The 21,706-nt window shown below is 67.7% G+C and carries 18 protein-coding genes; 16 read left to right on the top strand and 2 right to left on the bottom strand.

The features are described 5' to 3' along the window. Positions 1-112 precede the first annotated feature (112 nt). A complete protein-coding gene (locus FHW81_RS19410; protein ID WP_023109530.1) occupies positions 113-631 on the bottom strand; it encodes a nucleoside 2-deoxyribosyltransferase in 519 nt (172 codons plus the stop codon). Positions 632-868: 237 nt separating this feature from the next. On the opposite strand from FHW81_RS19410, the gene FHW81_RS19405 reads away from it, so the two are divergent. The 16 genes from FHW81_RS19405 (at position 869) to FHW81_RS19330 (ending at position 20,805) form a co-directional block, all read left to right on the top strand. Beyond that, positions 869-1,966 (top strand): BMP family ABC transporter substrate-binding protein, encoded by a 1,098-nt coding sequence (locus tag FHW81_RS19405; protein WP_003123811.1) that lies wholly within the window; start codon positions 869-871, stop codon positions 1,964-1,966. 72 nt (positions 1,967-2,038) lie between these two features. Then, a complete protein-coding gene (locus FHW81_RS19400; RefSeq protein ID WP_003112640.1) occupies positions 2,039-3,001 on the top strand; it encodes an oxidoreductase in 963 nt (320 codons plus the stop codon). A gap of 104 nt (positions 3,002-3,105) precedes the next feature. Continuing rightward, positions 3,106-4,056 (top strand): adenosine deaminase, encoded by a 951-nt coding sequence (locus FHW81_RS19395; RefSeq protein WP_003112641.1) that lies wholly within the window; start codon positions 3,106-3,108, stop codon positions 4,054-4,056. A gap of 196 nt (positions 4,057-4,252) precedes the next feature. Next, on the top strand, positions 4,253-4,798 hold the full coding sequence (locus FHW81_RS19390; protein ID WP_003112642.1) for an RNA polymerase sigma factor: 546 nt from the start codon (positions 4,253-4,255) through the stop codon (positions 4,796-4,798). Then, positions 4,795-5,790, top strand: a complete 996-nt coding sequence (locus tag FHW81_RS19385; protein WP_003112643.1) for a FecR family protein — start codon at positions 4,795-4,797, stop codon at positions 5,788-5,790. Before FHW81_RS19390 ends, FHW81_RS19385 begins: the two co-directional genes overlap by 4 nt. 147 nt (positions 5,791-5,937) lie before the next feature. Continuing rightward, complete coding sequence (locus FHW81_RS19380; protein ID WP_106120521.1) at positions 5,938-8,325, top strand: TonB-dependent siderophore receptor; 2,388 nt, start codon at positions 5,938-5,940, stop codon at positions 8,323-8,325. A 272-nt stretch (positions 8,326-8,597) separates the two neighbouring features. Beyond that, positions 8,598-9,515, top strand: a complete 918-nt coding sequence (gene pcaQ, locus FHW81_RS19375; RefSeq protein WP_034054436.1) for a pca operon transcription factor PcaQ — start codon at positions 8,598-8,600, stop codon at positions 9,513-9,515. A 134-nt stretch (positions 9,516-9,649) separates the two neighbouring features. Beyond that, positions 9,650-10,369: a protocatechuate 3,4-dioxygenase subunit beta gene (pcaH, locus tag FHW81_RS19370; RefSeq protein WP_003102187.1), complete on the top strand. Its 720-nt coding sequence runs from the start codon at positions 9,650-9,652 to the stop codon at positions 10,367-10,369. 10 nt (positions 10,370-10,379) lie between these two features. Then, positions 10,380-10,985: a protocatechuate 3,4-dioxygenase subunit alpha gene (gene pcaG / locus FHW81_RS19365; RefSeq protein ID WP_003118582.1), complete on the top strand. Its 606-nt coding sequence runs from the start codon at positions 10,380-10,382 to the stop codon at positions 10,983-10,985. Positions 10,986-11,191: 206 nt separating this feature from the next. Further along, complete coding sequence (locus FHW81_RS19360; protein ID WP_003083866.1) at positions 11,192-12,031, top strand: IclR family transcriptional regulator domain-containing protein; 840 nt, start codon at positions 11,192-11,194, stop codon at positions 12,029-12,031. A gap of 152 nt (positions 12,032-12,183) precedes the next feature. Then, the gene (gene triA, locus FHW81_RS19355; RefSeq protein ID WP_003118583.1) at positions 12,184-13,335 is read left to right on the top strand and encodes a triclosan efflux RND transporter adaptor protein TriA; all 1,152 of its coding nucleotides are present in this window, start codon (positions 12,184-12,186) and stop codon (positions 13,333-13,335) included. After that, positions 13,332-14,402, top strand: coding sequence for a triclosan efflux RND transporter adaptor protein TriB (triB, locus tag FHW81_RS19350; protein ID WP_003083872.1), 1,071 nt, complete (start codon positions 13,332-13,334; stop codon positions 14,400-14,402). Before triA ends, triB begins: the two co-directional genes overlap by 4 nt. Next, complete coding sequence (gene triC, locus FHW81_RS19345; RefSeq protein ID WP_003102199.1) at positions 14,399-17,446, top strand: triclosan efflux RND transporter permease subunit TriC; 3,048 nt, start codon at positions 14,399-14,401, stop codon at positions 17,444-17,446. Before triB ends, triC begins: the two co-directional genes overlap by 4 nt. A 198-nt stretch (positions 17,447-17,644) precedes the next feature. Further along, entirely contained in the window at positions 17,645-18,583 is a 939-nt protein-coding gene (locus tag FHW81_RS19340) for a LysR family transcriptional regulator (protein ID WP_003121631.1), read from the top strand. A 115-nt stretch (positions 18,584-18,698) separates the two neighbouring features. Next, entirely contained in the window at positions 18,699-18,884 is a 186-nt protein-coding gene (locus FHW81_RS19335) for a hypothetical protein (protein WP_003083879.1), read from the top strand. A gap of 586 nt (positions 18,885-19,470) precedes the next feature. Further along, positions 19,471-20,805: an OprD family porin gene (locus FHW81_RS19330; protein ID WP_003112647.1), complete on the top strand. Its 1,335-nt coding sequence runs from the start codon at positions 19,471-19,473 to the stop codon at positions 20,803-20,805. Between the two features lie 28 nt (positions 20,806-20,833). On the opposite strand, the gene FHW81_RS19325 is transcribed toward FHW81_RS19330, so the two are convergent. Beyond that, complete coding sequence (locus FHW81_RS19325) at positions 20,834-21,631, bottom strand: AraC family transcriptional regulator (RefSeq protein ID WP_003083886.1); 798 nt, start codon at positions 21,629-21,631, stop codon at positions 20,834-20,836. Between the last annotated feature and the right edge of the window lie 75 nt (positions 21,632-21,706).

Genomic DNA, 21,706 nt, shown 5'->3' with positions numbered 1-21,706 from the left:
GGGCCGTTGTTGTCCGGGGATTATGGGCAGCAAGCGACATGCCAGGCGGCGCCTACCTGTCAGCAGATAGGCGGCGGCTCGCGTGCTTCTTCCGGCGCTCGGCGCGGGCGCTTCAGGCGTTCCCGCCGAGTTCCTCGGCGAGGCGTCGCAGGGCCTCGCGCGGGCCGCCGGCGACCAGCCGCGAAGGCACCGCCAGCATCAGGTTCAATGGCAGGCCGAAACCCTCCAGTTGCCAACCGTCGCGGTCCTCGTCGGGGTGCTCGCCAAGCCATTCCGGGGCCAGCCGGGCGAGGCGCTCGGCGTAGGCGCCGGCATCGCTGAGGTAGGCATATACCGGCTTGCCCAGGGCCAGGGCGTAGCCCACTTCGAAGGCGGTGCCGCTGTCCGGCTCGCTGCCGCGGAACGGTTCGAGGTTGGCCAGCACGCAGTCGGCGCGCTCGATCAGGCCGACATTGGCGCGGTAGATCCAGGCGGCCTGGGCGGCCGGCTCGCGGATGTCGGCGGGCAGGGCGTGGTCGAGCGGGTAGAGGCCGAGGAAACCGAACTCGGCGCAGAGCGCCTTGAGCATTTCGCCGTGGGCCTCGGCGTCGGGGCGGAAGACGTCCGGCCCGGCCAGGTAGATCGCGGTCATCGCGTGCGTGCCTTGTTACGGAAAGCCAGCGCCCATGGTAGGCCATCGTGGCGGCGCCGGCATGCACCAAGCGATGGCGCGCTGCACCGTCCTGCAGCCGCGCCGGCATGGCGCGGCACGCAGAAGCGCGGGCTTGAGCGGAGTTGTCCGGGTGGTCAGGTAATTGCATCGGCGGGCGGGCTGAACGCGAAGCCACGCCCGATGGCCAACCCTGCACTCACCGGAGCACGCCCATCCATGAAACACCGTCGCACGCAATCCCACATGTCCGTCCTGCGCCGCCTTGCCGCCGTCCTCGGCCTCGGCGCCTGCGCTCTCGCCGCCGAGGCCGCCGAACCACTGAAGATCGGCTTCGTCTATGTCGGCCCGGTCGGCGACCACGGCTGGACCTACCAGCACGAACTGGGCCGCCGCGAACTGGTGGAGCACTTCGGCGACAAGGTGAAGACCAGCTTCGTCGAGAACGTCGCCGAGGGCGCCGACGCCGAGCGGGTCATCCGCAACCTGGCGAAAGACGGCTACGGCCTGGTCTTCACCACATCCTTCGGCTACATGAACCCTACCGCCAAGGTGGCCCGGCAGTTTCCCAAGGTGACCTTCGAGCACGCCACCGGCTACAAGCGCGACAGGAACCTCGGCACCTACCTGTCGCGCTCCTACGAGGGACGCTACGTCGGCGGCTTCCTCGCGGCGAAGATGACCCGCAGCCACAAGATCGGCTACATCGCCTCGTTTCCGATTCCCGAGGTGATCCGCGACATCAACGCGATCCAGCTGGCGCTGGACAAATACGACCCGCAGGCCGAACTCAAGGTGATGTGGGTGAGCACCTGGTTCGATCCGGGCAAGGAGGCCGACGCGGCCAACGCGCTGATCGACCAGGGCGTCGACGTGGTGTTCCAGCACACCGATAGCCCGGCGCCGATCCAGGCCGCCGAGCGTCGCGGGGTGTACGCCGTGGGCTACGCCTCGGACATGCAGCACTTCGGTCCGAAGACCGTGCTCACCTCGATCGTCAACGACTGGGGCCCGCATTATATCCGCTCGGCCCAGGCGGTGATGGACGGCACCTGGAAATCCGAGGACTTCTGGGGTGGCCTGGCCGAGAGTACGGTGGTCCTGCCGCTGAACCAGGAGGTGCTGCCGGCGCCGGTGCGGGAAGAGGCGGGCAGGCTGATCGAGTCGATCCGCAGCGGAGCCTTCCACCCCTTCACCGGGCCGATCCGCGACCAGTCCGGCAAGGAGCGTTTCGCCGCCGGCGTCAGCGCGACCAATGCCGACCTGGCGTCGATGAACTATTACGTGGAAGGCATCAAGGCCGACCTGCCGAAGTGAGCCCTGGCCTTGTATGGAAAAAGTCGCCGAGCGCAGGCACTTTCCGTACAGGGCCCATCGAGGAGAGCGCGATTGGACCGTCTACCCATCATCGACATCGCCCCGCTCTACGGCGCCGACCGTGGCGCCTGGAACGACGTGGCGCGGCGGATCGACCAGGCCTGCCGCGAGTGGGGCTTCTTCTACATCGCCGGACACCCGTTGCCGGCCGCGCGCTTCGAAGCCCTGTTGGCGGCGGCGCGGGAGTTCTTCGCGCTGCCTGTCGAAGAGAAGCTGAAGATCGATATCACCCGTAGCCGCAACCATCGCGGCTATGGCGCGATCGCCACCGAGCAGCTCGACCCGGCGTTGCCCAGCGACTTCAAGGAGACCTTCGACATGGCCCTGCACCTGCCGGCGGAGCATCCCGACGTGCGCGCCGGCAAGTCCTTCTACGGGCCCAACCGACACCCCGACCTGCCCGGCTGGGAGGCCCTGCTGGAAGGACACTATGCCGACATGCTGGCGCTGGCCCGTACCGTGCTGCGCGCCCTGGCCATCGCCCTGGGGATCGAGGAGGACTTCTTCGATCGCCGCTTCGAGCAGCCGGTCAGCGTGTTCCGCCTGATCCACTATCCGCCGGCCTCGGCCCGGCAGAGCGCCGACCAGCCCGGCGCCGGCGCGCACACCGACTACGGCTGCGTGACCCTGCTCTACCAGGACGCCGCCGGTGGCCTGCAAGTGCAGAACCGCCAGGGCGAATGGATCGACGCGCCGCCCATCGACGGCACCTTCGTGGTCAACATCGGCGACATGATGGCGCGCTGGAGCAACGACCGTTACCGCTCGACCCCGCACCGGGTGATCAGCCCGCGCGGGGTGCACCGCTACTCCATGCCGTTCTTCGCCGAACCGCACATGGACACCGAGATCCGCTGCCTGCCGGGCTGCTTCGACGCGGACAACCCGCCGAAGTATCCGCCGACCACCTGTGGCGATTGGCTGACCTCGCGCTTCGCGCAGACCTATGCCTATCGGCGCGGCGAAACGGCCTGAGCCGCCCGTCGCGCACGGGAGCGGCTCGCGGGTTTGCCGCGGGCCTGACTCCCGGGACAGGTTAAACTTGCCGGCCAAGACCAGCCTGATCGAGAACCCACCCCATGTACGAATGGCTCAACGCCTTGCCCAAGGCCGAACTGCACCTGCACCTGGAAGGTACCCTGGAGCCGGAGCTGCTGTTCGCCCTCGCCGAGCGCAACCGCATCGCCCTGCCCTGGAACGACGTCGAGACCCTGCGCAAGGCCTACGCCTTCAACAACCTGCAGGAATTCCTCGACCTCTACTACGCCGGCGCCGACGTGCTGCGCACCGAGCAGGACTTCTACGACCTGACCTGGGCCTACCTGCAGAAGTGCAAGGCGCAGAACGTCGTCCACGTCGAGCCGTTCTTCGACCCGCAGACCCACACCGATCGCGGCATTCCCTTCGAGGTGGTGCTCGCCGGCATCCGCGCCGCGCTACGGGACGGCGAGAAGCTGCTGGGCATCCGCCATGGGCTGATCCTCAGCTTCCTCCGCCACCTCAGCGAGGAACAGGCGCAGAAAACCCTCGACCAGGCGCTGCCGTTCCGCGACGCCTTCATCGCCGTCGGCCTCGACAGCTCGGAAGTAGGGCATCCGCCGAGCAAGTTCCAGCGGGTCTTCGACCGGGCCCGCAGCGAAGGCTTCCTCACCGTCGCCCATGCCGGCGAGGAGGGGCCGCCCGAGTACATATGGGAAGCCCTCGACCTGCTCAAGGTCGAGCGCATCGACCACGGCGTACGCGCCTTCGAGGACGAGCGGCTGATGCGGCGGCTGATCGACGAACAGATCCCGCTGACCGTCTGCCCGCTGTCCAACACCAAGCTCTGCGTGTTCGACGACATGAGCCAGCACACCATCCTCGACATGCTCGAACGCGGCGTGAAGGTGACGGTGAACTCCGATGACCCGGCCTACTTCGGCGGCTATGTCACCGAGAACTTCCATGCCTTGCAGCAGAGCCTGGGAATGACCGAGGAGCAGGCCAGGCGCCTGGCGCAGAACAGCCTGGATGCGCGCCTGGTGAAGTGAGGGGCGGCGTGCCGGGTAGCCCGGCGCGCGACCCGCAAGGCGTTTCGTCGTCGCCGGCTTCTCGGTATTGATGATAAGCATTATCATTTGCGGGCCTGCTCAGCATTCCCATGGCGCCGCCCCGGCGCCGGCTTTCGTGCAGCCATCCTCACCGATGCCCGACCGCGACCTACCTCCCGGCCCGCGCCCGGATGCCTTGCCGGCAGACGGCGAGGCGGCGCGCCGCGCGGATCTCCTCAAGGCCTTCCTGGCCCAGCGCCAGCGCATGGAAAGCCTGGTCAGCCGCTGGGTCGGCTGCCGAGCGACCGCCGCCGACCTGGTCCAGGAGCTGTTCCTGCGCTTCTGGCGGCGCCCGGCCGCCCCGGTGGAGGAGCTTGGCAGCTACCTCCTGCGCAGCGCGCGCAACCTGGCCATCGACCACTTGCGTGGCGAAGGATCGCGGCAACGGCAACTGGACGATTGGCTGCCGGAGCAGCGCCAGGGCGAGCCGGTCGGTCCCGAGCAGGCGCTCGAGGCCGGCGACCAGTGGCGCCGGGTCGAGGCCGCCTTGCGCGGCCTGCCCGAGCGCACCCGGCGGATTTTCCTGCTCAATCGCATCCACGGCCGCACCTACGCGGAGATCGCCCAGGCCATGCAGCTTTCCCAAAGCGCCGTGGAAAAACATATGATGCGCGCCCTCGACGCCTGCAAGGCGAGCCTGGCCGGCCCGGCCGGCGAGCAGGCAAGGAGCGCCCAGCCATGACCCGACCCGATAGCGACGCCGCGCCCTACGAGCCCGTCCTCGAGCAGACCGCCCAGGCCTGGCTGGTGCGCCTGCGCGGTACGCCGGATGCGGCGACCCGGCGGGCCTTCGAGGACTGGCTGGCGCAGCGGCCGGCGCATGCCGAGGCCTATGCCCGCGCCGAGGCGCTCTGGCGCCTGACGGAAATACCGGCGAGCCGCCTGGCCATCGAAGAGGCCGATGCCCTGGAAGCCTACCTGCGGCCGCGCCGAGCGTCGCGCAACCCGCGGCGCTGGGCCTACCCGCTGGCCAGCGTCGCCTGCCTGCTGGCGATGCTCTGGCTGGGCGGCTGGTGGCAGCCCGGCGACTGGCTGCAGGACTGGCGTGCCGACTATGTCGCCGCGCCGGGACAGGTCGCCGAATGGAAGCTGGCCGATGGCTCCTACCTGAGCCTGGACGCCGGCAGCGCGGTGCGCGTGCGTATCGACGGCGGCCAGCGGCGGGTCGAACTGCTGCGCGGCGCCGCCGCGTTGCGGGTGAAGCGCGACGCGCTGCCATTCGTGGTCGAGGCCGGCGAAGGTCGGGCGCGGGTACTGGGCACCGAGTTCGAGGTCCGTCGCGGCGCCGGGGCGACCCGCGTCACCGTGTTGCAAGGGCGGGTCGCGGTGAGCGCCGGCACCGGTGCGGGCGCCGCCGAGGAAGTGCTGGGCGCCGGCCAGCAGGTCGGCTTCGCCGACGGCAAGCTGGGCCGGCCCGTGGCCATCGACGCCGCCGCCGCGCTGGCCTGGCGCCAGGGTTGGCTGAGCTTCTACCGGCGGCCGCTGGCGGAAGTGCTCGACGAACTCGCTCGCTACTACCCCGGACGCATTCTCCTGCTCGACGACGCGCTCGGTCGCCAGCCGGTCAGCGGCAGCTTCCGCAGCGATGATCCCGAAGCCGCGCTGAAGTCGCTGCAGGCGGTGCTCGGCTATCGCCAGCAGATCCTGTTCGGACGCCTGGTGGTGATTCGCTGACGGTGGCCCCGGTCCGTTTGGCCGCAGGAATCTTTCCCGGCGAAGAATTTTTTTGCCCTGCGGGGTGAGGTAAATCCGGCGCCGCTTCGTGTAGTGCTCATGACCGCGATTGATTCGCATTAGAAAAGCGACCGACACGAGCAACCCATGACCCCGTTCCCGCGCTTCGCCCTGCGTACTCTCCCCGCCCTGTTCCTCAGCCTCGGCTGTCTCGCCGCCACCGTGCAGGCCGCCGAGGCGGTTCGCTACCGCTTCAGCCAGGCTGCCGCGCCGCTGGCCCAGGCGCTCAACGCGTTCAGCCGGGCCAGCGGGCAGACGCTGCTCTACACCGCCGAGCTGCCGCCGCAGGCGACCGCTCCGGCATTGCACGGTTCGCTGGACGCGGAGGAGGCGCTGCAACGCCTGCTGCAGGGCAGCGGCCTGCGCGCGCGGCGGATCGACGAGCGCACCCTGACCCTGGAACCGATCCCCGCCAGCGGCGCGCTCGACCTCGATGCCACGACGGTCTCCGCCGCCGCCCCGGCGCAGGGCTACCGGCCGGCGGCCAACGCCTCGATCAGCCGCGGCGATGCGCCGCTACTGGAAATCCCCCAGGCGATCAGCGTGGTCCCGGCACAGGCGCTGCAGGACCAGCGCCCGCGCAACCTTGACGACGCGCTGGGCAACATCAGCGGCATCACCCAGGCCAACACCCTCGGCGGTACCCAGGACGCGGTGATGAAGCGCGGCTTCGGCGACAACCGCGACGGCTCGATCATGCGCGACGGCATGCCCTCGGTGCAGGGCCGCAATTTCACCGCCACCGCCGACCACGTCGAGGTGCTGAAGGGGCCAGCATCCCTGCTCTATGGCATCCAGGACCCGGGCGGGGTGGTCAACGTGGTGAGCAAGAAGCCACAACTGCAACAAGCCAACGCCCTGACCCTGCGTGGCTCGGCCTACGCCCACGGGCACAACGGCAGCGGCGGCCAGCTCGACTCCACCGGCCCGCTGGGCGACAGCGGACTGGCCTACCGGATGATCCTCGATCATGAGGACGAGGATTACTGGCGCGACTTCGGCAAGAGTCGCGAGACGCTGGTGGCGCCCTCGCTGGCCTGGTACGGCGAGGACACGACGGTCAACCTGAGCTACGAGCACCGCGAGTTCACCACGCCGTTCGACCGTGGCACGGCCATCGACCCGCGTACCAACCGCCCGCTGGACATCCCGCGCAGCCGGCGCCTGGACGAGCCCTTCAACATCACCGAGGGCCGTTCCGAGCTGGCCCGCCTGGATCTCGAACGGCAGCTCGACGACACCTGGAAGGCCCACTTCGGCTACGGCTACAGTCGCGAGACCTACGACGACAACCAGGCCCGGGTGATGGCCGTGAATGCCGACGGCACCCTGACCCGGCGCATGGACGGCACCCACGGCGCGGTCAGCAGCGACAGCTTCGCCACCCTCGGCCTGAGCGGAACGCTGCAACTGGCCGGGATGCAACATGACCTGCAATTCGGCATGGACCACGAGAAGCGCAAGATCTTCCGCGCCGACCTGCTGCGCGACAGCAAGACCAGCCGCTTCGACTACCTCGACCCGGTCTATGGCCAGGTGGTGCCGTCGACCCGGGTGGTCGCCGGCGACAGCGACCAGACCGACAAGCTGCGCAGCGACTCGCTGTACTTCCAGGACTCGATCCACCTGGACGAACGCTGGATCCTGGTCGGCGGCGCGCGCTACCAGATCTACGACCAGCTCGCCGGGCGCGGCCGGCCGTTCAACGCCAACACCGATATCAACGGGCAGAAATGGGTGCCGCGCGGCGGCCTGGTCTACCGCCTGAGCGACGAGGTTTCGCTGTACGGCAGCTACACGCGCTCGTTCAAGCCGAACTCGACCATCGCCCCGCTGAGCACCGGCGAGACCATCGATTCGGCGATCCTGCCGGAGGAGGCGACCTCCTGGGAGCTGGGCGCCAAGCTGGATGTGCCGGGGCGTCTCAGCGGCACCCTGGCGCTGTTCGACATTCGCAAGAAGAACGTGCTGGTCAACGAACTCGACGGTGCTGGCAACAGCAGCGTGCGCGCCGCCGGCCGGGTCCGCTCGCGCGGCCTGGAGCTGGACCTCACCGGCCAGCTCAGCGAACGCTGGAGCCTGATCGGCAGCTACGCCTGGCTCGCCGCGGAAGTCACCGAGGACCCGACCCTGGAGGGCAAGCGCCTGCAGAACGTGGCGCGCAACACCGCGTCGCTGTCGGCGGTCTACGAACTCGGCCAGCTCTTCGGCGGCGACCGCCTGCGCCTGGGCGGCGGCGCGCGCTACGTCGGCAAGCGCCCGGGCGACCCGGCCAATTCCTTCGACCTGCCGTCCTACACCGTGGCCGATGCCTTTGCCAGCTACGACACCCGCTTTGGCGGACACGGCGTGAAGTTCCAGCTCAACGTGAAGAACCTGTTCGACCGCACCTACTACCCGTCCAGTGCCAATCGACTGTACGTGGCGATGGGCGAGCCCCGGCAGTTCCAGCTGTCGACGACGGTGGAGTTCTGAGTCGGCGCTCGTTCCTGGCGGGGTTCCTGGCGTCCTCCTGGACGATGGGAGGCCTCTCCCGCCCTCTGGCCAAGCAGGGAGAAGGGCCGCCGCGGTGCTGCCCGGCGCAGGATCGGTGAATCGTTCCGTTCGACGATGCTCCATCCAGTGCCTTCTCCCTTCAGGGAGAGGGACGCGGAGCAGCGCCAGGGCGCGATCTCATCGCACGCCACCTCGTCCCCAACCTGCCCGTTGGGTACCATGCCCGCACCACTCGCCGCCACGGCCACCCCATGAACCTCGACAACCGCATCAAGTTCCGCCACCTCGCCTGCTTCCTCGAAGTCGCCCGCCAGCGCAGCTTCGCCAAGGCGGCGGACGCCGTGGCGGTGTCGCAGCCGGCGATCTCCAAGACCCTCAAGGAACTGGAGGAAATCCTCGGCGCGCGCCTGTTCGAACGGAGCAAGGCCGGCGCCGAGCTGACCGAGGCGGGGGTGACCTTCCTGCGCTATGCCGGCCCCTGCGTGCAGGCCCTGCGCGACGGGGTGAACACCCTGCGCGGCCACGAGGCGCAGGTCGAGACGGTGCGGGTCGGCGTGCTGTCGACGGTGGAGAGCCTGGTGGTGCCCGAGGTGATCCGGCGCCTGCACCGGCGCCACGGTGCGCTGGTGGTCAGCGTCGCCACCGGACCCAGCGCCTACCTGCTGGCGCAACTGAAGGTCGGCGAGCTGGACCTGGTGGTCGGGCGGATGACCGATAGCCCGGACATCCAGGGCCTGACCTTCGAGCACCTGTACAGCGAGTCGATGATGCTGGTGGTGCGTCCCGCCCACCCCTTGCTCGCCTCGCCCCTCGGCGACCTGCAGCGGCTGGCCGAATTCCCACTGGTGCTGCCGCTGGCCGGCACCACCATCCGCCGCCACGCCGACAGCCTGTTCGTGCAATGGGGCATCGCGCTCGCCGGACAGCGCCTGGAAACCCTCTCGCCGACCCTCAGCCGCAGCTATGTGTTGCGCAGCGAGGCGATCTGGGTGGCGCCGCGCGATGCCGTGCGCCTGGACGTCGGCAACGGCGAGCTGGCCGAGCTGGACCTGGGTATCCGCGAACCGGGCGGTTCGGTCGGGCTGTGCCACAACGCGGCCTTGCCGTTGCCGCTGGGGGCGCAATGGTTCAGCGCGGTGTTGCGCGAGGTGGCCGCCGAGTTGCACTGATAAAGCATAACCAAATGGTTATGTATGGGGCCGGATAATTCACTGTCCCCGTCCCGCCTCCTGCGCAAGACTTCGTTTTCCATGCCTGAATCCACAAGCCTGGCGACCGATAACGCGAATAACAGGAGCCCGACATGCACGACGCCGAAAGCCGTCGTTTCGTCATCCGTGACCGAAACTGGCACCCCAAAGCCTTGACCCCCGACTACAAGACCTCCGTGCCGCGCTCGCCGAGCCAGGCGCTGGTGAGCATCCCGCAATCGCTCTCGGAAACCAGCGGGCCGGACTTCTCCCACCTCAGGCTCGGCCGCCACGACAACGACCTGCTGCTCAACTTCGACCACGGCGGCCTGCCCCAGGGCGAGCGCATCATCATGTTCGGCCGGGTCTTCGACCAGTACGGCAAGCCGGTCCCGCACACCCTGGTGGAGATGTGGCAGGCCAACGCCGGCGGGCGCTACCGGCACAAGAACGACCGCTACCTGGCGCCGCTCGACCCGAACTTCGGCGGCGTCGGCCGGACCCTCACCGACAGCGAGGGCCACTATTACTTCCGCACCATCAAGCCCGGGCCCTATCCCTGGCGCAACGGCCCCAACGACTGGCGCCCGGCGCACATCCACGTGTCTGTCAGCGGCCCGGCGATCGCCGCGCGGCTGGTCACCCAGATGTACTTCGAGGGCGACCCGCTGATCCCCAAGTGCCCGATCATCCGCACCCTTGCCGACCCGGAGGCGGCGCAGAGCCTGATCGGCCGGCTCGACATGAGCATGGCCAACCCGATGGATTGCCTGGCCTACCGCTTCGACATCGTCCTGCGCGGGCAGCGCAAGACCTTCTTCGAGAACGCCTGAGGAGCCGACCATGAGCCACGAACTGCTGCGGGAAACCCCTTCCCAGACCGCCGGTCCCTATGTCCACATCGGCCTGGCGCTGGCCGCCGCCGGCAACCCGACCCGTGACCTGGAGATCTGGAACCGCATGGCCCGCGAAGACGCGCCGGGCCAGCACATCCTCCTGCTCGGCCACGTCTACGACGGCAACGGCCACCTGGTGCGCGACTCGTTCCTGGAGTTCTGGCAGGCCGACAGCGAAGGCCGCTACCAGGAGCGCTACGATCCGGAGCGTCCGTTCAACAGCTTCGGCCGCACCGCCACCACCTTCGATGCCGGCGAGTGGACCCTGCACACGGTCAAGCCGGGGGTGGTGCGTAACGCCCAGGGCGTGCCGATGGCGCCGCACATCAACGTCTCGCTGTTCGCCCGCGGCATCAACATCCACTTGCAGACCCGGCTGTACTTCGATGACGAGACCGAGGCCAACGCCGCCTGTCCGGTGCTCAACCTGATCGAGCAGGCGCCGCGTCGCGACACCCTGCTCGCGCAGCGCTGCGAAGTGGACGGACAGCTCGCCTACCGTTTCGACATCCGCATCCAGGGCGACAACGAGACGGTGTTCTTTGACTTCTAGGCGCATCGATCGCGCGGGAAGGAAGGGCGCCCTTGCCGGAGCGGCAAGGGCGTACCCAGAACCCGCCGATGGGTACCTGACATTACTCCCGGAGGGCGATGGGTAGCCCCGACAGTACTACAGTCGGAGGCGCTCCGGTCAATTGCGATGATCGAACGAGTGTCCGATAATCGGCGAGCCTTTCCGTGACCCGAGCCCGAACGTCCATGAGCGAACTCCCGGAACACCCCGCCACCCTGGCGCCGCCGACCGTCCTTTCGCCGGCCAAGCGCATCGAGGCCTTCACCGGCGATCCCAACTTCATGACCTCGCTGGCCCGTGGCCTGGCGGTGATCCATGCGTTCCAGGAGCGCAAGCGGCACCTGACCATCGCCCAGATCAGCCACCGCACCGAGATACCCCGCGCCGCCGTGCGTCGCTGCCTGCACACGCTGATGCAGCTTGGCTACGCCACCACCGACGGGCGCACCTACTCGCTGTTGCCGAAGGTGCTCACCCTCGGCCACGCCTACCTGTCGTCGACGCCGCTGGCGATCACTGCGCAGCCGATCCTCGACCGCCTCAGCGAACAGCTCCACGAAGCCTGCTCGATGGCCACCCTGGAGGGCGACGACGTGCTCTACATCGCCCGTTCGGCCACTCCCCAGCGGCTGATTTCGGTGGACCTCAACGTCGGCAGCCGGCTGCCCGCCTATTGCACCTCGATGGGCCGCATCCTCCTCGCCGCGCTGGACGACGACGCGCTGCACGCCTACTTCGGCGGAGTGGAGATGCAGGCCAAGACCAGCCGTACCCTGTATACCCCCGAGACCCTGCTGCCGTGCCTGGTGGAGATTCGTCGCCAGGGCTGGTGCATCGTCGACCAGGAGCTGGAAGTCGGCCTGCGCTCGCTGGCGGTGCCGGTACGCGACTCCGCCGGCCATGTGCTCGCCGCGCTGAACGTCGGCACCCATGCCGGGCGGGTCTCCCGCGCCGAACTGGAAAGCCGTTTCCTGCCGTTGCTGCTGGAGGCCAGCCGCGAGCTGAGCGCGCGCCTGTTCACCTGACGCCGGAGGCGATCCCCTCCACAAGTTTGGAAAAGGAACCCCCGCTTCCATCTGATAGTCGCAATCCTTGGGGACGCGGCTAGAATCCCTGCCAATTCTGGGAGTTTCCGGCCGGATCGGCCGGTATCTGTATGGATCGCGAAGGGGAAGGCATGTCAGACGCCAGAGGCGCTTTTCATTCCAAAGGTCGCTGGTCGCGGATGGCGCTGCCCGCCATCCTGTGCGCCGGCCTGCTTGTCGGTTGCGGCGCCGAGCCGCCCGCCGAGGAACACGTCCGTGTGCTGGCGCAGACGGTGAAGATGGCCGAGTTCGCCTCGGCCACCTCGATCACCGGCGACATCCAGGCACGGGTACAGGCCGACCAGTCGTTCCGTGTCGGCGGCAAGATCGTCGAGCGCCTGGTCGATGTCGGCGACCACGTCGCGGCTGGCCAGGTGCTGGCGCGGCTCGACCCGCAGGACCAGCGCAGCAACGTGGAGAACGCCCAGGCGGCGGTCGCCGCGCAGCAGGCGCAGTCGAAGCTCGCCGACCTCAACTACCAGCGGCAGAAGGCGCTGCTGCCCAAGGGCTACACCAGCCAGAGCGAGTACGACCAGGCGCTGGCCTCGGTGCGCAGCGCGCAGAGTTCGCTGAAGGCCGCCCAGGCGCAGTTGGCCAACGCCCGCGACCTGCTTTCCTATACCGAGCTGCGTGCCTCCGACGCCGGGGTCATCACCGCCCGCCAGGCCGAGGTCGGCCAGGTGGTGCAGGCCACCGTGCCGATCTTCACCCTGGCCCGCGACGGCGAGCGCGACGCGGTGTTCAACGTCTACGAGTCGTTGTTCAGCCACGATGTCGACGGCCAGCGGATCACCGTCAGCCTGCTCGGCAAGCCGGAAGTCACCGCCAGCGGCAAGGTCCGCGAGATCACCCCCACGGTGGACGAGCGCAGCGGTACGCTGAAGGTCAAGGTCGGCCTCGACTCGGTGCCGGCGGAAATGAGCCTCGGCAGCGTGGTCAACGCCAGCGTCGCCGCGCCGGCCGAGCACAGCGTGGTGCTGCCCTGGTCGGCGCTGTCCAAGGTCGGCGAGCAGCCGGCGGTCTGGTTGCTCGACCAGCAAGGCAAGGCGCGTCTGCAACCGGTGCGGGTGGCACGCTACGCCAGCGAGAAGGTGGTCATCGACGGTGGCCTGGAGGCGGGCCAGACGGTGGTCACGGTGGGCGGCCAACTGCTCCATCCGGGCCAGGTGGTCGAGGTGGCCCAGCCGCCGCAGCCGACCCAGAGCACCGCCAGCCGCGACGCCGTGGGCGGAGGCCAGCCATGAAGCCGTTTTCCCTCGCCGGCCTGTTCGGCTTCGCCCTGCTCCTCTCCGGCTGCGGCGACGAGCCGCCGCCGGCACCGCCGCGGCCGGTGCTGACGGTGACCGTGAAGACCCTGAAGAACGACGACCTCGGTCGCTTCGCCGGGAGCATCCAGGCGCGCTACGAGAGCGTGCTCGGCTTCCGCACCAACGGACGGATCGCCTCGCGCCTGTTCGACGTCGGTGACTTCGTCGGCAAGGGCGCGCTGCTGGCGACCCTCGACCCCACCGACCAGCAGAACCAGTTGCGCGCCAGCCAGGGCGACCTGGCCAGCGCCGAGGCACAGTTGATCGACGCCCAGGCCAATGCCCGGCGCCAGGAAGAACTGTTCGCCCGCAGCGTCACCGCCCAGGCGCGCCTGGACGATGCGCGGACCCGCCTGAAGACCAGCCAGGCCAGCTTCGACCAGGCCAAAGCGGCGGTGCAGCAGGCCAGGGACCAGCTTTCCTACACGCGCCTGGTGACCGATTTCGACGGCGTCATCACCACCTGGCACGCCGAGGCCGGGCAAGTGGTCAGCGCCGGCCAGGCGGTGGTCACCCTGGCCCGGCCCGAAGTGCGCGAGGCAGTCTTCGACCTGCCCACCGAGGTCGCCGAGAGCCTGCCGGCCGACGCGCGCTTCCTGGTCAGCGCCCAGCTCGACCCGCAGGCCAGGACCACCGGCAGCATCCGCGAGCTGGGTCCGCAGGCCGACGCCTCGACCCGCACCCGTCGCGTGCGCCTGAGCCTGGCGCAGACGCCGGAGGCGTTTCGCCTCGGTTCGACCATCCAGGTCCAGCTGAGCAGCGCCGGTAGCGTGCGCAGCGTGCTGCCGGCCAGCGTGCTGCTGGAGCGCGACGGCAAGACCCAGGTCTGGGTCGTCGATGGGAAACAGTCCAGCGTGGCCCTGCGCGAGGTACAGGTGCTCAGCCGCGACGAACGCCAGGTGGTGATCGGACAGGGCCTGGCCGACGGCGACCGGGTGGTCCGCGCCGGAGTCAACAGCCTCAAGCCCGGCCAGAAGATCAAACTCGACGAGGATGCGCGATGAAGGGCGGTTTCAACCTGTCGGACTGGGCCCTGCGCCACCAGTCCCTGGTCTGGTACCTGATGGCGGTATCGCTGGTGATGGGCGTGTTCTCCTACCTCAACCTGGGGCGCGAGGAGGATCCCTCGTTCGCCATCAAGACCATGGTCATCCAGACCCGCTGGCCGGGCGCCACGGTGGACGACACCCTGGAGCAGGTCACCGACCGCATCGAGAAGAAGCTCGAGGAGCTGGACTCGCTGGATTACGTGAAGAGCTACACGCGACCCGGCGAATCGACGGTCTTCGTCTACCTCAAGGACACCACCAAGGCCGGCGACATCCCGGATATCTGGTACCAGGTGCGCAAGAAGATATCCGACATCCAGGGCGAATTCCCCCAGGGCATCCAGGGACCGGGTTTCAACGACGAGTTCGGCGACGTGTTCGGCAGCGTCTACGCCTTCACCGCCGATGGCCTGGACTTCCGCCAGCTGCGCGACTACGTGGAGAAGGTGCGCCTGGACATCCGCTCGGTGAAAGACCTGGGCAAGGTGCAGATGATCGGTGCGCAGAACGAGGTCATCTACCTCAACTTCTCTACCCGCAAGCTGGCCGCCCTCGGTCTCGACCAGCGCCAGGTCGTGCAGAGCCTGCAGGCGCAGAACGCGGTGACCCCGTCCGGCGTGGTCGAGGCCGGCCCCGAGCGCATCTCGGTGCGCACCTCCGGCAACTTCCGTTCGGAAAAGGACCTGCAGGCGGTCAACCTGCGGGTCAACGATCGTTTCTACCGGCTGTCCGACCTGGCCAGCATCAGCCGCGATTTCGTCGACCCGCCGACCTCGCTGTTCCGCTACAAGGGCGAGCCGGCCATCGGCCTGGCGGTGGCGATGAAGGAGGGCGGCAATATCCTCGAGTTCGGCGAGGCGCTCAATGCGCGCATGCAGGAGATCACCGGCGAACTGCCGGTTGGCGTCGGCGTGCACCAGGTGTCGAACCAGGCCCAGGTGGTGAAGAAGGCGGTCGGCGGTTTCACCCGGGCGCTGTTCGAGGCGGTGGTGATCGTCCTCATCGTCAGCTTCGTCAGCCTCGGCCTGCGCGCCGGGCTGGTGGTGGCCTGCTCGATCCCGCTGGTGCTGGCGATGGTCTTCGTGTTCATGGAATACACCGACATCACCATGCAGCGGGTTTCCCTCGGCGCGCTGATCATCGCCCTCGGCCTGCTGGTGGACGATGCCATGATCACCGTGGAGATGATGATCACGCGCCTCGAACTGGGCGACTCGCTACACGACTCGGCGACCTACGCCTACACCTCGACGGCCTTCCCGATGCTCACCGGGACCCTGGTGACGGTGGCCGGCTTCGTACCCATCGGGCTCAACGCCAGCTCCGCCGGCGAGTACACCTTCACCCTGTTCGCAGTGATCGCCGTGGCGCTGCTGCTGTCGTGGATCGTCGCGGTGCTGTTCGCCCCGGTGATCGCCGTGCACATCCTGCCGAAGACTCTCAAGCACAAGTCGGAGCAGAAGAAGGGCCGCATTGCCGAGCGTTTCGACAGCCTGCTGCACCTGGCGATGCGCCGGCGCTGGACGACCATCTTCCTCACCGCGCTGCTGTTCGGCGTGTCGCTGTTCCTGATGAAGTTCGTCCAGCACCAGTTCTTCCCGTCTTCCGACCGTCCGGAACTGCTGGTCGACCTCAACCTGCCGCAGAACAGCAGCATCCACGAGACCAGGGCGGTGATGGACCGCCTGGAAGCGACGCTGAAGGACGACGAGGACATCGACCACTGGAGCGCCTACGTCGGCGAAGGCGCGATCCGCTTCTACCTGCCGCTGGACCAGCAGTTGCAGAACAACTTCTATGGCCAGCTGGTGATCGTCACCAAGGACCTGGAGGCCCGCGAGCGCGTCGCCGCACGCCTGCGCGATCGCTTGCGCAAGGACTACGTCGGCATCAGCACCTACGTGCAGCCGCTGGAGATGGGGCCGCCGGTGGGACGGCCGATCCAGTACCGGGTCAGCGGACCGCAGATCGACAAGGTCCGCGAGTACGCCATGGGCCTGGCCGGCGTGCTCGACGGCAACCCGAACATCGGCGATATCGTCTACGACTGGAACGAGCCCGGGAAGATGCTCAAGATCGACATCGCCCAGGACAAGGCGCGCCAGCTCGGGCTTTCCTCCGAGGACGTGGCGCAGATCATGAACAGCGTGGTGACCGGCAGCGCGGTGACCCAGGTGCGCGACGACATCTACCTGGTGAACGTCATCGGCCGCGCCGAGGATAGCGAGCGCGGCTCGCTGGAGACCCTGGAGAGCCTGCAGATCGTCACGCCCAGCGGCACCTCGATCCCGCTCAAGGCGTTCGCCAAGGTCAGCTACGAGCTGGAGCAGCCGCTGGTGTGGCGCCGCGACCGCAAGCCGACGATCACGGTGAAGGCGTCGCTGCGCGGCGAGATCCAGCCCACCGACCTGGTCGCCCGGCTGGCGCCGGAGGTCAAGCGCTTCGCCGACGGCCTGCCGGCGAACTACCGGATCGAAGTGGGCGGCACGGTGGAGGAGAGCGGCAAGGCCGAGGGCCCGATCGCCAAGGTGGTGCCGCTGATGCTGTTCCTCATGGCGACCTTCCTGATGATCCAGTTGCAGAGCGTGCAGAAGCTATTCCTGGTGGCCAGCGTCGCGCCGCTGGGGCTGATCGGGGTGGTCGCGGCGTTGCTGCCGACCGGCACGCCGATGGGCTTCGTGGCGATCCTCGGGATTCTCGCGCTGATCGGCATCATCATCCGCAACTCGGTGATCCTGGTGACCCAGATCGATGCCTTCGAGAAAGACGGCAAGACGCCCTGGGAAGCCGTGCTGGAAGCCACCCACCACCGCACCCGGCCGATCCTGCTGACGGCGGCGGCGGCCAGCCTGGGGATGATCCCCATCGCCCGCGAAGTGTTCTGGGGGCCGATGGCCTATGCGATGATCGGCGGCATCGTCGCCGCCACGCTGCTCACGCTGATCTTCCTGCCGGCGCTGTACGTCGCCTGGTACCGGATTCCGGAACCGGGACGCTGAGCGCGGCGTAAGGGGAAGGGGGCGCCGCCGTAGCAGAGTCTGTGCGGGGGGAAGGAGAGCGGACGGCGGGTGGGCCATCCGCCCCGACGCCGGGCAGGGTATGCCCGGCGTTGCTACGGCGACGGCGGCCAGTATAGGCAGCCCGGCGTCAGGGAAAATCCGACCAATTTACGAATCTGTTTTGCAACCGAGGTAATAGTGGACACATTGCAAGGCATGCGCGTGTTCGCCAGGGTGGTGGACAGCGGCAGCTTCACTTCCGCCGCCCAGGCCCTGGACCTGTCCACCGCGCAGGTATCGCGGCTGATCTCCGACCTGGAGGCGCACCTGCAGACGCGCCTGCTGCACCGCACCACCCGGCGCCTGGCCCTGACCGAAGCCGGCGAGCGTTACCTGGAACGGTGCCGCGGGATCCTCGAGGACATCGAGGTCGCCGAGGCCGAAGCCGCCGGCGCGCACATCCGCCCCTGCGGCCGCTTGCGCGTGCAGTCGCTGATGGGCATGGGCCAGCATCACCTGGTGCCGATGATCGCCCGCTACGGCGCACTGTTCCCCGACGTGGTGATCGAGCTGACCCTGTCCCAGCGCAACCCGGACATGCTCGAGGAAGGCCAGGATGTGCTGATCACCGGCGAGCGCCAGTTGCCCGACTCGGAGTTCGTCGCCCAGCGCCTGGGCAGCATCCACAGCGTGCTCTGCGCCAGTCCCGGCTACCTGCAGCAGCACGGCGTGCCACGCTCGGTGGACGACCTGGAGCGCCACGTCTGCCTGCGCCTGCAGGACCCGGCCTACCCGGAGGGCTGGATCTTCGCCGACGAGCAGGGCGAGCGCACCGTCAGCCCGCAGAACACCTTCATGGTCAATGTCGCCGAGGTCATGGCCCAGGCGGCCAAGGCCGACCTCGGCATCGCCCTGCTGCCCAGCTACGTGGCGGCCGCGGCGCTGCGCAACGGCGAGCTGCTACGGGTGTTGCCCGGCCATGCCATGCACCAGCGGACCATCTATGCGCTGTATCCCTCGCGGCGTTACCTGGACGCGAAGATCCGCACCTGGGTCGATCTGTTGCAACAGGAACTTCCCCAGGCATTCGCCCGCGACGAAACTACCATGCAAAGTTCAAGTTACTGGGCACAGTGAAGGATTGTTGTTATTGAGGTAATACTCTCTCGTCTGTTTGGCTATTTTTCCGAGCATGGCGGTTAACTAATATGGCGCCTGTCCCAAGTGAACAGGGTGTCATCGGAGACCCGCCATGAATCGCCAGATCCTTGCTGCCGCCATACTCAGTTTGTTTTCCCTCGCATTTTCCCAGGCCGGTTTCGCCGAAGAGTCCTCGCTGATGACCAACCGCATGGTCGACGCCAACCAGCAGGCCATCGAGCACCAGCAGGAACTTTCCGCCTCCGCCGCGCAGGCCGGGGCCCGCAGCGACTCCTGATCTAGCGCATGGCGCCAGCCGCGCCATGGCTTCCCCCGGGTACTCGGGAAGCGTGAGCCTGGGTACCCTGTCCTTGCGCCGCATATGATATGCGGCGTTTTTTTTGCCTTCCTGACCGTTCGGACAATTCTTGCAGAATATGTAAAAGACTTTCGTTGGATATCGGGTTTTTCCGATAGTGGCAAAAAAATATAATCGCGCCAGCTCAATGGATAATTGTCGCTGGCTGTCGACGATATTCGTTCTGTCTTCATCGATCTCGCCATGCAAGAGCGGGACGTGGAAAGCCTAAAGCCCGATGAGTCGAAGAGACTTTCAATAGAAGAGTCCGACTGCGTTTCAGCCGGTTTCCAGTGTCCGGAAATACACTGGCAAGACTTCCCGACGCCGAACTTTGATTGCTCCTATTCGACGTCTTCTCAAGGCCGCTGATACCAGCGGCCTTTTTTTTCGGGTTGCGCCCGGCTGGGCGCCCCATGGGAGCGATCGCCCGCGCGACGCCAGCAGAAGCGTCGCCGGGAACGACACCACAACACGCTTTCCGGCCTTGCCGGATTTCACCACGCTGTAAGAAGGAGCAACCGCAATGAGGAATCTGTTCGCCTTGACGCCGATGGCGCTGGCGCTGTGCACCGCGTCCGCCGCCTGGGCCGATGAGGGGGAAGCCAAAGAAGGCTTCATCGAAGGCTCCAGCCTCCAATTGCTGACCCGCAACTACTACTTCAACCATGACCGCCGGCACGCTTCCGGGCACGACAGCAAGGAATGGGCGCAAGGCTTCATCGCCACCTTTCAGTCCGGCTACACGCCCGGCGTGGTCGGCTTCGGCGTCGACGCCTACGGCATGCTCGGGCTGAAGCTCGACGGCGGCGGCGGTACCGGCGGCACCAGCATCCTGCCGATCACCTCGCCGAGCAAGGAAGGCTACGAATCCGGCAAGGCGCCCGATGAGTTCTCCAGTGGCGGGGCGGCGCTGAAGATCCGCGCCTTCGACACCGAGCTGAAGCTGGGCGACCAGTTCCTCAGCAACCCGGTGGTCGCCGGCGGCGAGTCGCGCATGCTGCCGCAGACCTTCCGCGGTGTGAGCCTGACCAACAACAGTTTCGAGGACCTGACCCTCACGGCTGGCCAGGTCAGTTTCACCAAGTACTACAACCAGAGTGGCCACCGTCGCCTCGGCTCGTACTACGGCGAACTGCCGGGCGACCGCGACAGCCATCATCTCAGCTGGCTGGGCGGCACCTGGGGCGGCATCGAGGGCTTCACCAGCAGCCTGTACGCCGCCGAACTGCAGAACGTCTGGAAGCAGTACTACGCCGACGTCGACTACACCTACGAGATCGACGACAACTGGTCGCTGAACCCCGGCGCGCACTACTACAAGACCGTCGACAGCGGCGACTCGTTGCTCGGCCGGATCGACAACAACACCTACAGCCTGCATTTCGCGGTCGGCTACAGGCAGCACACCGTCACCGCGGTGCTGCAGAAGGTCAACGGCAACACGCCGTTCGACTACATCAACCAGGGCGACAGCATCTTCCTCGACAACTCGCAGCAGTATTCCGACTTCAACGGTCCCAACGAGAAGTCCTGGAAGCTGCAATACGACTACGACTTCGTCGCCCTCGGCCTACCCGGCCTGAGCGCCTCGGCCTCGTACTCGCGCGGCAAGCTGGACCTGACCCGGGTCGATCCGGACAGCCCCGGCTACGGCGGCTGGTACAGCGCCGACGGCAAGAACGCCAAGCACTGGGAACGCGACCTCGACCTGCAGTACGTGGTCCAGGGCGGTCCGGCCAAGGACCTCTCGCTGCGCCTGCGCTGGGCCACCCACCGCGGCACCGGCGGCTACAGCGCGGTGGACAATGACATCGACGAATACCGGGTGATCGTCGACTATCCCATCGACGTGTTCTGAGCCCCGCGCGCTGGGCCCTTCGCCGGGCTCAGCGCTGGCGGAACAGTTCGCCGGGAGTGAAGCCGAAGAGTCCCTTGAAGGCGGCGATATAGGCCGAGGTCGAGTCGTAGCCGCTGTCCAGGGCGGCGCCGGTGACGCTGTCGCCGGCCTCCAGCGCGTTGAGCGAGGCGAGCAGGCGCTGGCGTTGGCGCCAGAGCCGGTAGTTCATCCCGGTCTCGCGCTGGAACAGGCGCGACAGGGTCTTTTCCGAGGTGCCCAGGCGCTGCGCCCAGTCGCCCATGGTCAGGCTCTGGGTCGGTTCGTCGATCAGTGCCTGGCACAGCCGCAGCAGGCGCGGCTCGCGCGGCATCGGCAGGGAGAAGGCGACCTCCGGCAGCAGCCGCAACTGGTCCAGCAGCACCTGCACCAGCCGCGATTCGGCGCTGTCGCCCTCCGGGTAGTCCACCGGCAACTCGCAGAAACTCTTGATCAGCTCGCGCGCCAGCGGCGTCACCTCCAGCACCCGGCAACGCGTCGGCGCCCAGGCGCAGGCGTCGCCACGGATGTACAGGCTGCGCATCTCGGCGCGGGTGGAGGTGACCACCTCGTGTTCCAGTTGCGCCGGAATCCAGATCGCCCGCTGCGGCGGGGCGAAGAAGCTGCCCTCGGCGGTATGTACGCCGAGCACGCCGCTGATGGCGTAGGAAAGCTGTACCCAGGCGTGCCGGTGGCGCGAGGTCCAAGAGCCGGCGCGCAGGCTTTCGGCGCGCGCGTAGACCGGCCGTGGCAGGCGGGCGAGGGTGGGAATCGGGCGGTGCAGTTCCGCAGGCTGTCCGTTCATCGTCATGACTTGGCGTCGTGTCGCTAGTCGGCAGAGTCTGGCAGGGCTAACCTGCCGCCTCAAGTTTCCCGGAGCCCACGC

Origin of the sequence: Pseudomonas sp. RC10-4-2 (assembly GCF_050433085.1) — a bacterium.
Lineage (GTDB): Bacteria > Pseudomonadota > Gammaproteobacteria > Pseudomonadales > Pseudomonadaceae > Pseudomonas > Pseudomonas aeruginosa.
The sequence above is the reverse complement of the archived record's forward strand: the minus strand, read 5'-3'. Positions and strand labels throughout refer to the sequence as shown.

What these genes read in the sequence shown, in the direction of transcription:
- FHW81_RS19410 (WP_023109530.1), bottom strand. Translation starts at nt 631, where the DNA reads ATGACCGCGATCTACCTGGCCGGGCCGGACGTCTTCCGCCCCGACGCC.
- FHW81_RS19405 (WP_003123811.1), top strand. Translation starts at nt 869, where the DNA reads ATGAAACACCGTCGCACGCAATCCCACATGTCCGTCCTGCGCCGCCTT.
- FHW81_RS19395 (WP_003112641.1), top strand. Translation starts at nt 3,106, where the DNA reads ATGTACGAATGGCTCAACGCCTTGCCCAAGGCCGAACTGCACCTGCAC.
- FHW81_RS19385 (WP_003112643.1), top strand. Translation starts at nt 4,795, where the DNA reads ATGACCCGACCCGATAGCGACGCCGCGCCCTACGAGCCCGTCCTCGAG.
- FHW81_RS19380 (WP_106120521.1), top strand. Translation starts at nt 5,938, where the DNA reads ATGACCCCGTTCCCGCGCTTCGCCCTGCGTACTCTCCCCGCCCTGTTC.
- pcaQ (WP_034054436.1), top strand. Translation starts at nt 8,598, where the DNA reads ATGAACCTCGACAACCGCATCAAGTTCCGCCACCTCGCCTGCTTCCTC.
- pcaH (WP_003102187.1), top strand. Translation starts at nt 9,650, where the DNA reads ATGCACGACGCCGAAAGCCGTCGTTTCGTCATCCGTGACCGAAACTGG.
- pcaG (WP_003118582.1), top strand. Translation starts at nt 10,380, where the DNA reads ATGAGCCACGAACTGCTGCGGGAAACCCCTTCCCAGACCGCCGGTCCC.
- FHW81_RS19360 (WP_003083866.1), top strand. Translation starts at nt 11,192, where the DNA reads ATGAGCGAACTCCCGGAACACCCCGCCACCCTGGCGCCGCCGACCGTC.
- triA (WP_003118583.1), top strand. Translation starts at nt 12,184, where the DNA reads ATGTCAGACGCCAGAGGCGCTTTTCATTCCAAAGGTCGCTGGTCGCGG.
- triB (WP_003083872.1), top strand. Translation starts at nt 13,332, where the DNA reads ATGAAGCCGTTTTCCCTCGCCGGCCTGTTCGGCTTCGCCCTGCTCCTC.
- triC (WP_003102199.1), top strand. Translation starts at nt 14,399, where the DNA reads ATGAAGGGCGGTTTCAACCTGTCGGACTGGGCCCTGCGCCACCAGTCC.
- FHW81_RS19335 (WP_003083879.1), top strand. Translation starts at nt 18,699, where the DNA reads ATGAATCGCCAGATCCTTGCTGCCGCCATACTCAGTTTGTTTTCCCTC.
- FHW81_RS19330 (WP_003112647.1), top strand. Translation starts at nt 19,471, where the DNA reads ATGAGGAATCTGTTCGCCTTGACGCCGATGGCGCTGGCGCTGTGCACC.
- FHW81_RS19325 (WP_003083886.1), bottom strand. Translation starts at nt 21,631, where the DNA reads ATGACGATGAACGGACAGCCTGCGGAACTGCACCGCCCGATTCCCACC.